Origin of the sequence: Microlunatus antarcticus (assembly GCF_014193425.1) — a bacterium.
GTDB lineage: Bacteria > Actinomycetota > Actinomycetes > Propionibacteriales > Propionibacteriaceae > Microlunatus > Microlunatus antarcticus.
This window is the reverse complement of record NZ_JACHZG010000001.1, coordinates 676,015-688,120: the sequence shown is the minus strand read 5'-3', so window position 1 is coordinate 688,120 and position 12,106 is coordinate 676,015. Positions and strand designations below refer to the sequence as shown.

The 12,106-nt window shown below is 74.5% G+C and carries 14 protein-coding genes; 6 read left to right on the top strand and 8 right to left on the bottom strand.

Going from position 1 to position 12,106, the window contains the following annotated elements; genetic code table 11:
- Positions 1-88: 88 nt before the first annotated feature.
- Complete coding sequence (locus FHX39_RS03155; RefSeq protein ID WP_332836642.1) at positions 89-946, bottom strand: Sir2 family NAD-dependent protein deacetylase; 858 nt, start codon at positions 944-946, stop codon at positions 89-91.
- A gap of 74 nt (positions 947-1,020) precedes the next feature.
- Here FHX39_RS03155 and FHX39_RS03150 point away from each other — a divergent pair, with 74 nt between their 5' ends.
- On the top strand, positions 1,021-1,725 hold the full coding sequence (locus FHX39_RS03150; RefSeq protein WP_183336745.1) for a haloacid dehalogenase type II: 705 nt from the start codon (positions 1,021-1,023) through the stop codon (positions 1,723-1,725).
- Positions 1,722-1,946, top strand: a complete 225-nt coding sequence (locus FHX39_RS03145) for a hypothetical protein (protein WP_183336743.1) — start codon at positions 1,722-1,724, stop codon at positions 1,944-1,946. Before FHX39_RS03150 ends, FHX39_RS03145 begins: the two co-directional genes overlap by 4 nt.
- Here the strand turns inward: FHX39_RS03145 and FHX39_RS03140 are convergent.
- The 3 genes from FHX39_RS03140 to FHX39_RS03130 are packed head-to-tail and all read right to left on the bottom strand — an operon-like array spanning position 1,943 to position 4,117.
- Entirely contained in the window at positions 1,943-2,338 is a 396-nt protein-coding gene (locus tag FHX39_RS03140; RefSeq protein ID WP_183336741.1) for a hypothetical protein, read from the bottom strand. The genes FHX39_RS03145 and FHX39_RS03140 overlap by 4 nt on opposite strands.
- Positions 2,339-2,387: 49 nt before the next feature.
- Positions 2,388-2,696 carry a hypothetical protein gene (locus FHX39_RS03135; RefSeq protein ID WP_183336739.1) on the bottom strand — a complete coding sequence of 103 codons (309 nt, stop codon included), beginning with the start codon at positions 2,694-2,696 and terminating at the stop codon, positions 2,388-2,390.
- Complete coding sequence (locus FHX39_RS03130; RefSeq protein ID WP_183336737.1) at positions 2,696-4,117, bottom strand: NAD(P)H-quinone dehydrogenase; 1,422 nt, start codon at positions 4,115-4,117, stop codon at positions 2,696-2,698. Before FHX39_RS03130 ends, FHX39_RS03135 begins: the two co-directional genes overlap by 1 nt.
- An 89-nt stretch (positions 4,118-4,206) precedes the next feature.
- Here FHX39_RS03130 and FHX39_RS03125 point away from each other — a divergent pair, with 89 nt between their 5' ends.
- From FHX39_RS03125 to FHX39_RS03110, 4 genes are read left to right on the top strand one after another with little or no spacing between them, the layout of a single operon-like run.
- Positions 4,207-4,653 carry a gamma-glutamylcyclotransferase family protein gene (locus tag FHX39_RS03125; protein ID WP_183336735.1) on the top strand — a complete coding sequence of 149 codons (447 nt, stop codon included), beginning with the start codon at positions 4,207-4,209 and terminating at the stop codon, positions 4,651-4,653.
- Between the two features lie 19 nt (positions 4,654-4,672).
- Entirely contained in the window at positions 4,673-5,632 is a 960-nt protein-coding gene (locus FHX39_RS03120) for an SDR family NAD(P)-dependent oxidoreductase (protein WP_183336733.1), read from the top strand.
- 44 nt (positions 5,633-5,676) lie between these two features.
- A complete protein-coding gene (locus FHX39_RS03115) occupies positions 5,677-6,489 on the top strand; it encodes a purine-nucleoside phosphorylase (RefSeq protein WP_183336731.1) in 813 nt (270 codons plus the stop codon).
- Positions 6,490-6,499: 10 nt separating this feature from the next.
- A complete protein-coding gene (locus FHX39_RS03110) occupies positions 6,500-8,176 on the top strand; it encodes a phospho-sugar mutase (RefSeq protein ID WP_183336729.1) in 1,677 nt (558 codons plus the stop codon).
- Positions 8,177-8,187: 11 nt separating this feature from the next.
- Here FHX39_RS03110 and FHX39_RS03105 read toward each other — a convergent pair whose 3' ends face one another.
- The 4 genes from FHX39_RS03105 to FHX39_RS03090 form a co-directional block, all read right to left on the bottom strand.
- Positions 8,188-9,054 carry a hypothetical protein gene (locus FHX39_RS03105; RefSeq protein ID WP_183336727.1) on the bottom strand — a complete coding sequence of 289 codons (867 nt, stop codon included), beginning with the start codon at positions 9,052-9,054 and terminating at the stop codon, positions 8,188-8,190.
- Between the two features lie 111 nt (positions 9,055-9,165).
- On the bottom strand, positions 9,166-9,492 hold the full coding sequence (locus FHX39_RS03100) for a hypothetical protein (RefSeq protein ID WP_183336725.1): 327 nt from the start codon (positions 9,490-9,492) through the stop codon (positions 9,166-9,168).
- 528 nt (positions 9,493-10,020) lie between these two features.
- Positions 10,021-10,683 carry a response regulator gene (locus tag FHX39_RS03095; RefSeq protein WP_183336723.1) on the bottom strand — a complete coding sequence of 221 codons (663 nt, stop codon included), beginning with the start codon at positions 10,681-10,683 and terminating at the stop codon, positions 10,021-10,023.
- Positions 10,680-12,011 carry a histidine kinase gene (locus tag FHX39_RS03090; protein ID WP_183336721.1) on the bottom strand — a complete coding sequence of 444 codons (1,332 nt, stop codon included), beginning with the start codon at positions 12,009-12,011 and terminating at the stop codon, positions 10,680-10,682. The genes FHX39_RS03095 and FHX39_RS03090 overlap by 4 nt, the downstream gene beginning before the upstream one ends.
- Positions 12,012-12,106 lie beyond the last annotated feature (95 nt).

Genomic DNA, 12,106 nt, shown 5'->3' with positions numbered 1-12,106 from the left:
CCGGGAGGCGCCAACCTCTTCGAGGCCCCCTTCGACAGGCTCAGGACACCGCTTCGACAAGCTCAGGGGGCGTTTTTCGTTCGACGCTCTAAGCGCTGAGCAGGTCCCGCAGGCCAGCGAGGGTCTCGGTCACGCCGGCCTCGAGCTTGAGCGTGGCGAGGTCGTCACCGCGGGTGACGCCGCGGTTGACGATGACCACGTCCCGGCCGGCCCTGGCGTTGTGGCGGACGAAGCGGAAGCCCGACATCACGGTGAGCGACGAACCGAGGACGACGAGCACGTCGGCGGCGTCCACGAGGGCGTACGCCTGGTCGACCCGGTCGCGCGGCACGGTCTCGCCGAAGAACACGACGTCCGGCTTGAGCACGCCGCCGCAGGCCCGGCAGTCGGCGAGCACGAAGTCGCCCCACTCGTCCACGACCGCGTCGCCGTCGGGTCGCAGCTCGGCGTGCTCGAGGACGCGGGGCGTACCGACGTCGGGGTTGAGCACGGCGAGGCGGTCCTGCAGCTCGCGGCGGCCCGTCACACGCCCGCAGCCGAGGCACACGACGTCGGCGATGGAGCCGTGCAGCGGGATGACCGGCGAGCTGCCGGCGCGCTGGTGGAGCCCGTCGACGTTCTGCGTGACGACGCCCATCTGCCCGTGCGGCTCGAGGGCGGCCAGCAGGTGGTGACCCTCGTTCGGCTCGGCGTGGCCCATCCGCGACCAGCCCTGGTAGGACCGGGCCCAGTAGCGGCGCTGGTTGTCGACCGAGCGGACGAACTCGGCGTAGAGCATCGGCGTCGCGCGTACGGAGGTCGGCCCGCGGTAGTCCGGGATCCCGCTGTCGGTGCTCGCCCCGGCGCCCGAGAGGACGGTCCAGGTGCGGCCGGCGAGCAGGTCGGCGACCGCCTCGATCCCCGCGCCGGTCACAGCGTCCCCGTCAACCACGTCAGCCACGGTCACGCCGCGAGAGTACCTGCGCGGTGGTGCCCGGGAGCCGCCGACGACTGGCCGTCCGCGACTGGCAGCATGGCCGGATGCCTGTTCCCCGCCCCCGCGCTCTCGTCTTCGACGTCATGGGGACCGTGGTCGACGACGTCGGCGGCGTCCGGGAGGCGACGGTCGCCGCACTGGCCCGACGCGGCGACGACGAGCAGGCCGCGATCCGGGTGGCGGCGGCCACCGCGACCCACCTGACGGAGCTGATGCGGCGGGTGAGCTCCGGGGACCGACCCTGGGCCAGCCACCGCGACCTGCGGGCCGAGGCCGTCCGCGCGGCCGTCTCCGAGGTCGGGCTCGCACCGCTCGACGGCGGCCTGGTGGCCCAGCTGGTCGACGTCGTCGAGACCTTCAAGCCCTGGCCCGACTCGGCGGCCGGGCTCGACCGGCTCCGCACCCACCGGCTCGTCGTCGCCCTCAGCAACGCCGACCCGGACGAGCTCGCCTTCCTGTCCCTGACCGGCGGCCTGGCCTGGCACCTCGCGCTGTCCACCCGACCGTCCCAGGCGTTCAAGCCCGACCCGCGTGCGTACGAGGTCGCGATCGACACGCTCGACCTCCGGCCGGGGCAGGTCATGATGGTCGCCGCCCACGTCTGGGACCTGCGCGGGGCCGCCCGCCTCGGGCTGCAGACCTGCTACGTCCAGCGGCCGGACGAGGGTCCGCCGCCGGAGGACGAGTTCGACTTGGTCGTCAGCGACCTGCTCGAGCTGGCCGACGCGCTGGGCGCGCCCGCACGATGAGCACCCCGGGACGTGTCCCCCGACCCCGCCCCCGGACCGGCCTGGCCGTCCAGCTGGGCCAGACGCTGCTGGTGCTCGGCGTCCTCGTGGTCCTGGCCGGCCTCTTCCTGCAGGGCGGCCCGTACGCGGTCGGGATCGGCGTCGTCGTGGCCGTGGTCGGCGTGGTCCTCTTCGTCGTCGGGCTGCGGCGTCGCCCCGGTGCGGCGGGCCCGGGCGGCTAGTGCCACCAGCGCCGCGCCCACCACGGAAGAGCGGGGTCGGCGAAGGGGTTGTTCGAGGTCTTGCGGCGGAACCGTTCGTCGAGGCGCGCGAGCTCAGCGCGCAGCGGAGCGCCCTCGCGACGGCCGAGGGCCCGCACCGCATCGTCGAGCGCGGCGCGGGCGCTGGGTCCGACGAACTCGGCCCAGTCGTTGTGCGGCGCGCTCAGCACCGCCTCCGGCAGGCTGACGACGTGCCGCCACTCGTCGAGCTCGAGGGCCACGTCCTTCGACGTCAGGGCGGGGTCGTCGAGCCAGTCCAGAGATTCGGCGGTGCGGGTCGGGAGCCCGCGCGTCGTGCTCGGCGGGACGCTGGGCGGCAGGGCGCGCAGCCGCTGGGGTCGGTTACGCGGCACGACCTCCGGTGGTGATCAGGACCATGACGTCAGGGTCGCACGGACGCCTTCACCGCGGGCCCGGACCTTCGACGTGGGTCTCCCACCGCGTGCGGCGCTCGTCCTCGGTCTGCTCCCACCAGGGGGTGCCGCGTTCGCCGAGCGCGACCTTGGTGGCCTGGACCCCGTCGCGCGACGTCCGTTCCTCGTCGGTCCCCCTGGTGCGCTTCACCTCGCGGCGCCAGGCCATCAGCACCGTCTGCAGCTCGTGGCGGCGTTCGTCGGGGATGAGCGGGTCGGTCGCACGCCACCTCCGGCCGTCGATGACCAGGAACCGTCCGTCCTCGGTCCGCTCCACGTCCCGCTCGGACCGCGCCATCAGGTGATCGAGCGGGTCCCGTGCAGGCGCCGCGCCGCCTCGGCGATCGAGCCGGAGAGCGACGGGTAGACCGTGAACGACGCGGACAGCTGGTCCACCGTCAGGCGCTGCGAGATGGCGAGCGCGATCGGGTAGATCAGCTCGCTCGCCCGCGGGGCGACGACGACGCCGCCGATGACGATGCCGGTCACGCTGCGGCAGAACACCTTGACGAACCCGTCCCGGTTGCCCTGCATCTTGGCCCGCGGGTTGCCCCGGAGCCGCAGCACGACCTCGCGGACGGGGACCAGCCCGTCGTCGACCTGCTGCTGGCTCACCCCGACCGTGGCGATCTCGGGGCTGGTGAAGACGTTCGAGGAGACGGTGAGCAGGTCGAGCGGGGCGACCGCGTCGCCGAGCGCGTGGTACATCGCGATCCGGCCCTGCATCGCCGCGACCGAGGCGAGCGGCAGCACCCCGGTGCAGTCCCCCGCCGCGTAGATGCCGCGGGCCTTGGTGCGCGAGACCCGGTCGACCACGATCGAGCCGTAGCGGTCGGTCTCGACGCGGGTCGTCTCCAGCCCGAGGTCCTCGGTGTTGGGGATCGAGCCGACGGCGAGGAGGCAGTGGGACCCGGTCACCTTGCGGCCGTCGGTCAGCGTGACCACGACGCCGTCGCCGTCGCGCAGGACGCTCGCGGCGCGGGAGCGGGACATGACCGTCAGCCCCCGGCGGGCGAAGACGTCCTCCAGCACCTGGGCCGCGTCGGCGTCCTCGCCGGGCAGCACCCGGTCGCGCGACGAGACGAGCACGACCTCGCAGCCCAGGGCGTCGTACGCGCTGGCGAACTCGGCCCCGGTCACGCCGGAGCCGACCACGATCAGGCGCTCGGGCAGCTCGGTCAGCGCGTAGAGGTGGCGCCAGCTGAGGATGCGCTCGCCGTCGAGCCGGGCGGTGTCCAGCTCGCGCGGCCGCGAGCCGGTCGCGACCAGGACGATGTCGGCGTCGAGCACCTCCTCGGTGCCGTCGGCGCGCGTGGCGACGACGTGCTCCGGCCCGTCGAGCCGGGCGCGCCCGTCGACCAGGGTGACGTGCTCGCCGAGCAGCCGCTCGGTGATGTCGGCCGACTGCTTGGTCGCGAGGTCGAGCACCCGCGCGTTGACCGCCGCGAGGTCGACCGTGACGCCGCGGTCGGGGTCGGCGGTGCCCGCGCAGCCGTCGCCGTCGGCGTGCAGACGCACCCCGAGCTCGGCCGACTCCCGTACCTCGGACATGACCTCGGCGGTGGCGATCAACGTCTTCGACGGGACGGTTCCGGTGAGCACCGCCGACCCGCCCAGCCCCTGGTCCTCGACGAGCGTGACCGCTCCGCCCAGCTGGCTGGCGACGAGCGCCGCCTCGTACCCACCCGGCCCACCGCCGATGATCACCACGCGGTCCATGCCCCCATCGTCTCAGGGTCGCGGGGACCTTCGCGCCGGTGGGCGTGAGCAAGCGCCCTCCGCGCTCGCCGTCGGGATAATCTCCGTGCGTGCTGTACGCCGCCTACGGGAGCAACCTGGACCCCGCGCAGATGTCCGGGCGCTGTCCCCACAGCCCGCTGCGCTGGACCGGCTGGATCCCCGGCTGGCGGCTGACCTTCGGCGGAGACGGCTTCGACGGCGCCCTGCCGACGCTCGTGGAGGCGCACGAGGCCGAGCACGTGTTCGTGGCCGTGTACGACGTGACCTCCGCCGACGAGTCGACGCTCGACCAGTGGGAGAGCGCCGACGCCTCCGGCCTCTACAAGAAGGTCCGCGTCCGGGTCGAGACGCTCGACGGGATCAAGACCGCCTGGGTCTACGTCCTCGACGACTTCGAGGGCGGCATGCCCAGCGCCCGCACCCTCGGCATCCTCGCCGACGCGGCCCAGTCCGCCGGCGCCCCCGAGGACTACCTGACCGAGCTCCGCGGAAGGCCCTGCCGCAGCGGCTGGTGAGCGCGCCTACGGTCGAGGCATGAACACCTGGACCCGCACCCCGCAGGAACCCGTCGGCTCCGGCTTCGGCGCCAAGAGCACCGCCGCCGAGGTCGTCGAGGGCGTCGACCTCACCGGCCGCCTCGCCGTCGTCACCGGCGGCTACTCCGGCATCGGGCTGGAGACGACCCGCGCCCTCGTGAGCGCGGGCGCCGACGTGCTCGTCCCCGCCCGGCGGCCCGAGGCCGCTGCGGAGGCACTCGCGGGCCTCGAGCGCACCAGCGTCGGCACCCTCGACCTGGGAGACCTGGGCAGCGTCCAGGCCTTCGCCGATGGCGTGCTCGCGCAGGGCCGCGCGATCGACCTCATGATCGACAACGCCGGCATCATGGCCACGCCCGAGACCCGCGTCGGCCCCGGCTGGGAGGCCCAGCTCGCCACCAACCACCTCGGCCACTTCGCCCTCGTCAACCGGCTCTGGCCGCTGATCGCCGCGGGTGCTGGCCGCGTGGTCTCCGTCTCGTCGGCCGGCCACCGGCGCAGCCCGATCCGCTGGGACGACCCGATGTTCACACGCGGCGACTACGACAAGTGGGAGGCGTACGGGCAGGCCAAGACCGCGAACGTGCTGTTCGCCGTCCGGCTGGACGAGCTCGCCGCCGAGTCGGGCGTCCAGGCGTTCGCCCTCCACCCCGGCGGCATCCTGACCCCGCTGCAGCGCCACCTCTCGCGCGAGGAGCAGCAGGGGCTGGGCTGGATCGACTCGAACGGCCACCCGCTCGTCGACTTCAAGAGCACCGAGCAGGGCGCGGCGACGACGGTGTGGGCGGCGACGAGCCCGCGGCTGGACGGGCTCGGCGGCGTCTACCTCGAGGACGTCGAGGTCGCCCGCGTGTCGACCGACGACCAGCCGGGCGTCCGGCCGTACGCGATCGACCCCGAGCAGGCGGCCTGGCTGTGGGACCTCTCGGTCGAGCTGGCGGGCGTCAACGCCTTCTGAACCCTTGGGCGGGCTCCGGGAACGTACGTCGCTAGGGTCGACCCATGCCTTCGCCGACCGGACCCGACCCGTACGAGCTCGCGAACCAGGCCGCGCAGGCGATCCGGGAGCGCTTCGGGATCGACGGGATCGACGTGTCGTTCACGCTCGGCTCGGGCTGGGCGGCGGCGTCAGACGACCTCGGCGAGGAGATCGGGAGCTGCCCGCTGGGCGACCTGCCCGGCTTCAGCGCACCGGTGGTGATCGGCCACGGCGGGCTGCTGCGGATCGTCCGGACGGCGTCCGGCAAGACGGCCGCGGTGCTCACCGGACGCACGCACTACTACGAGGGCCGGGGCGTCGCGCCGGTCGTGCACGGCGTCCGCACCGCGATCGCCGCAGGTGCGACGACCGTCGTGCTGACCAACGGCTGCGGCGGGCTCAAGCTCGACCGTCCCGCCGGCACCGTCGTGCTGATGCGCGACCACATCAACCTCACCGGGGCCAACCCGCTCGTCGGGGCCCGGTTCATCGACATGACCGAGGGCTACTCGAAGCGGCTGCGCGACCTCGCCCGCACCGTCGACCCCGGCCTGCCCGAGGGCGTCTACGCGCAGTTCCACGGCCCGTCCTTCGAGACCCCGTCGGAGGTCCTCATGGCCGGCGTGCTCGGCGCCGACCTCGTCGGGATGTCGACGGGCCTCGAGACCATCGCCGCCCGCGAGCTCGGCGCGGAGGTGCTCGGGCTGAGCCTGGTGACCAACCTGGCCGCCGGCATCTCCCCCACGCCGCTGCACCACGAGGAGGTGCTCGAGGCCGGCGCCGCCGCCGCACCGCGCCTCCGGAGCCTGCTCGCCGGCATCGCCGCCGCGCTCTGAGGAGGTCCGCGTGAGCACCGTCCCGCCGACCCTGCGCGAGGCCGTCGAGGCCTGGTCCGCGCAGGACCCCGACCCGCAGACCCGCGCCGAGGCCGAACGGCTGCTGCAGTCGGCCGAGAGCGGCGACGCCCAGGCCCTCGCCGAGCTGACCGAGTCGTTCACCGGTCGGCTCGCCTTCGGCACCGCCGGGCTGCGCGGCCGGCTCGGTCCCGGCCCGAACCGCATGAACCGCGTCGTCGTCACCCAGGCCGCGGCCGGCCTCGCCGCCTACCTGCGCGACCAGGTCGCGCTGCGCGACGCGCACGGCACGAAGGTGCTGGTCGGCTACGACGCCCGGCACGGCTCGGAACGGTTCGCCCGCGACACCGGCGAGGTGCTGGCGGCCGCCGGGTTCGAGGCCGTGGTGACCGCGGGTCCCGTGCCGACCCCGGTCGTGGCCTTCGGCATCCTGCACCTCGGCTGCGTCGCCGGCGTCGTCGTCACCGCGTCGCACAACCCCCGCGAGGACAACGGCTACAAGGTCTACCTCGCCGACGGCTCCCAGATCGTGCCGCCCGCGGACGCCGAGATCGCCGCCCGCATCGACGACGTGGCCCGCCACCCGCTCGGCCACGTCCGGCGCAGCGACGCGTACGCCCGCGTCGGCGCCCCGCTGCTCGACGCCTACGCCGCCCGCGCGGCCTCGCTCGTCGACGCGGACGCCCCCCGCGCGCTGCGCTGGGCCTACACACCGCTGCACGGGGTGGGCGGCGGCCTCGTGCTCGACGTCGTGGCCCGGGCCGGCTTCGGCGCGCCGTCGGTCGTGGCCGAGCAGGCCGAGCCCGACCCGGACTTCCCCACCGTCGCCTTCCCCAACCCCGAGGAGCCCGGCGCGATCGACCTCGCCCTCGCCCTCGGCGAACGGGTCGACGCCGACGTGGTCGTGGCGAACGACCCCGACGCCGACCGCTGCGCCGTCGCCGCCTCGTTCCCGGGGTCGGGCTGGCGGATGCTGACCGGCGACGAGCTCGGTGTGCTGCTCGGCGAGGACGCGCTGCGCCGCGGGACCACCGGCACGTACGCGTGCTCGGTCGTCTCCAGCACGCAGCTGGCCACGGTGGCGGCGGCGTACGGGCAGCCGAGCGCCACGACGCTGACCGGCTTCAAGTGGATCGGGCGTGTGCCGGGGCTGGCCTTCGGCTACGAGGAGGCGATCGGCTACTGCGTCGACCCCGCCGCGGTCCACGACAAGGACGGCATGACCGCGCTCGTCCGGGTGCTGGCCCTGACCTCCGCGCTCAAGGCGGCCGGGTCGACCCTGGCGGAACGCCTCGACGAGATCGCGACGACGTACGGCGTCGTGCTGACCGGTCAGCTCTCGGTCCGGGTCGAGGACCTCGACCAGATCACGCAGGCGATGGCCCGGCTGCGGGCCCGGCCGCCCGCGACGCTCGTCGGCGAGCCGGTCGCGGTGACCGACCTGTCGGGGGGCCTGGGTGACCTGCCGCCGACCGACGCCGTCCGGCTCGAGGGCGCGACCGTCCGGGTGGTCGTCCGGCCCTCCGGGACCGAGCCCAAGCTCAAGGCCTACCTCGAGGCGCGGGTACCGCTCGACCAGACCCGGGGCCTCGAGGACGACCGCAGGCGGGCCAGCGGGACGCTGACCCGCCTGCGGCAGGAGATGTCGGCCGCGCTCGGCCTGGGCTGAGCGCCGGCGCGTCAGCCGCCGATCGGGGTCGGGTTCGTCGGCAGCGGCGGGACGGGCAGCGAGCCACGGACCTGGTTCTGCGCCTGGCACTGGCTGGTGCAATTCGTGGCGCCCGCCGAGAGCTCGATGGCGTCCTCGCCCAGAACCCCACCCAGGCGTCCGCCGGGCTGGACGACCCACGTCGTGGTGGTCCGGTCCTGGCTCGTCTTCGTCGCCACCTGGGGGCTGTCCTTGCCGAGCAGCATCTGGTGCGCACCGCTGCCGGAGGTCACCGGGTCCAGGCCGTCGCCGAAGTTGATCTTGTTGGTGTACGGGTTGACGAAGTAGAACAGGTTCGGGCCGAGCACGTGGGTCAGCGTCACCGGACCGGCGAACTCCGGCTCCATCTGGAAGATGCCGCCGGCCGGGGCGTCCTTTGCCTGGACCTTGAGCTTGCCGGCCGAGGTGGTGAGGATCGCGGTGAGGGTGTCGTCCCTGACCTCGAGCTGCGACAGCCGCGCGCCGGAGCGCTGGGCTGCGGTCAGGGTGGGCACCTTCGACGCGAAGACGACGGTCGGCGTGGTGACCATGCGGTCGGCCGAAGGTGCTCCGGTCAGCGTGTAGTCGTAGACGCCGAAGGTCGACACGTCGAGGTCGAAGCGGACGTTGACGCCGCGTACGGCGATCCGTCCCGAGGGGGTGACGTCCTTGAGCTTGACGTCCTTGCCCGGCGCGGGGTTGTAGGTGGTGCCGTTGACGGTCACGGCGAAGTCGCCGGTCGGGTCCGCCTTGGCCGAGGCGGTCGGGGCGGTCGCCACGCCGAGCGCGGCGGTGGCGAGGACGGTGGTGGCCACGAGGGCGGCACGCAGGGCGGGCACGAGGGGGCGGGCGAGGGGCACGGGAGGCTCCTGGGTTCGGGGGGGCTGGCGGCGAGGTCTCGCCGGCCCGGCCATCCTCCAGACGTCGAGGTCGTAGCCGCCAGTGGACGATGGGACTACGACCCGCGGACGTCAGGAGCCCGACCCACCGCTCCCGCCGTCGCGCTCGCCGCCGGCGTCCTTGCCGGAGTGGCCCTTCCCGGACTCACCCTTGCCGGACTCGTCCTTGTCGGAGCCGCCCTTGCCGGAGCCGTCCTTGCCGCTCGAGTGCCCGCTCCCCGAGCTGCCGCGGCCCGAGCCACCGTCGTCGGCACCACCCCCACCGCTCGACCCGTGGTGATCGGCACCGCCGCCCGACGAGCCGCTCGACCCCTCGTCGTCGGACCCGCCGCCGTGGCCGCTCGAGGAGGAGGTCGAGTGCCTCGTCGGACGGTGGGAGTCGTCCGAGCCGGAGGCCAAGCGGGAGCCGGACGACGAGCCGCCGGAGGGCCCGTGGCCCCGCCGTCGCCGTCCGGTCCGCGTGGTGCGCCTCGCTGCTACGAGGCGCCACGGGGTGCGGCCCCGAGGTGGGGGCGGTCACCGGTGCCGGGGACACGCGGCCGGCGGTGGGGACCGGGGACGGCCGCGACGACGGCCTGGAGGCGTCGACCGCCCGGGCCTCGTCGACGGGCAGCGCGTCCGGCAGCCACAGGGGGACGGAGGCTCCCGCGGTCGGCGGCGCGATGACGTGCCAGGCCTGCACCGCGTACGCGAGGGTGAGGACGGCGGCGACCGAGGCCAGGACGAGACCGGCGGCGCGCCACGCGCTTCCGGAGCCTCTGCGACCACGCGTCGGGGACGAGCCCGCCGACCACACCACGGTCCTCCCGCGGACGTCCGGTGCGGGGTCGACGGGTGGGGTGGGCCTGCTCATCCCTCCAGCGTCCTCGGGTGCACCGCCGCTGTCTGCTGGACCAAGGTGCTAGTACCTGCCCGCGGTCGGGGCGCTCAGGACCCGGCGTCCAGGTCCCGCCGCTGGTGCCACAGGGCGGCCTGGGTGCGGTCGGCGACGCCCAGCCGGGCGAAGACGTTCGTGAGGTGTGCCTTGACCGTGCGCTCGGTGATGCCGAGCCGGCGCCCGATCGTCTTGTTGGGCAGCCCCTCCGCGACCATGGCCAGCACCTCCTCCTCGCGCTCGCTCAACGGCGAGGTCGCCCGGGTCGACGCGGGGACCGGCGCCGACCGCCGGCTGGTCAGGAGCGTCCGGGCGGCCTTCGGGTCCAACGGCGAGCCGCCGGCGACGACCTCGCGGATGCCGGCCATGATCACCTCGGGCTCGCTGTGCTTGAGGAGGTAGCCCTCGGCCCCGGCCTCGAGCGCGTCGAGGATCCAGCGCTGCTCGGCCAACGAGGTCAGGACGAGGACGTGGGCCTCCGGGTGCACGACCAGCAGGGCCGCCGTGGCCCGGACGCCGTCGGTCCCGGGCATGGACAGGTCCATCAGCACGACGTCGGGTCGCAGCTCCCGGGCGAGGCGGACCGCCTCGTCGGCGTCGCCCGCCTCCCCCACGACCACGAGGTCGGTGGTCGTCGAGAGCAGCGCGCGCAGCCCGCCGCGGACGATGGCGTGGTCGTCGACCAGCAGCACGGAGACGGTGCCGGTTCCGTTCATGCGACCGGCACCACGATCTCGACGCGCGTCCCCTGGCCCGGGGCGGAGCGGACGGACAACGTGCCCCCCGAGTCGTCGATCAGGTCGCCCAGCGACCGCAGCCCGATGTGCCCCTCGGCGAAGCGGCGGTCGAGGTCCGCCGCGTCGAAGCCGCGGCCGTCGTCGTCCACCACGAGGCTCGCCACCCCGTCGCGCCGACCGGCCTGCAGGGCGACGTGCCGGGCGTCGCTGTGCGCGACGACGTTGCGCAGCACCTCCTGCCCGCTGCGGAAGAGCACCGACGCCACGTCCAGCGGCAGGTCGGCGGAGTCCTCGACGTCGAGGTCCACGCGGAGACCCGCGCGCTCCAGCCCCGCGGCGAGATCGGTCAGCGCGGCGGGCAGCCCCTCGACGGCGAGGTCCGGCGGGTAGATCTCGACCAGCAGCGTGCGCAGGTCCGCGACGCTGGCCCGCAGCTGCTTCGCCGCCCGACCGACCAGCTCGCGGTGCCCGTCCGGCCGGTCGGGACCGAGTCGCGCCGCGTCGAGGGCGTACGTGAGGCCGGTCAGGTCCTGGACGACGCCGTCGTGCAGGTCCCCGGCGATGCGACGTCGCTCCACCTGGGAGGCGTCGACCGCCCGCTGGAGCAGGCGCTGACGCTCGCGCTGCTGACGCTGGAGCCGGCGGGCGAGCGACCAGGCGAACGGGATCTGCACCAGCTGGAGCGCGAGGAGCCCGGCCAGCGTGGGCGGCGCGTACTTGCGCCACTGCGCCTCGGCGGCGGTGACCACGGCGTCGTAGCGGAAGTACGCCTCGAAGAGCAGCCGCTCCCCGCTGGCGGAGGTGAGTCCGACGTACACCTCGAGCAGCTTGCCGAACGGCCGCTCGTAGACGTTCTCGGGTGCCGAGAGGTCGCTGATCTCGGAGTCGACGAGCCCCTGCTCGAGCGCCTCCGTCTCGTCCTCCTGGAGCGGGAAGCCCTGCCCCACCAGGCGCGGCTCGTCGGAGTAGAGGATGCGCCCGTCGGCACGCCAGAGCTTGACCCGCACCAGCGAGCCCTGCAGCACGTAGCGGTGCAGGTCGACGTCGAGCGCACGCAGGGCCGCGGGGTCGCCGGCGAGCACCGCGTCGGTGAGGCGGGGCTCGGCGATGCCTCGCCCGGCGACGTACGCCACCTGACGGGCCGAGTCGACCGCCTGCTCGGTCCCCGCCTGCCGGGCGAGCACGGCCAGCACCGTCCCCAGCAGCGCCATCACCACGAGCCCGGCCAGGCTGAACCGCAGCACGAGGCCGGCCACGGACACGGGCGCCTGCGGGTCGGCGCGCCGTCGCCGTCGTGGATCGACCATGGTCAGCGAGCGTAAGCCCGCGGACGTCCCCGCGCCGTCGGACGATCGGACTAGCCCGAAGGTCCGATGGCGGGCTGCACCGGGCCCGACCGAGT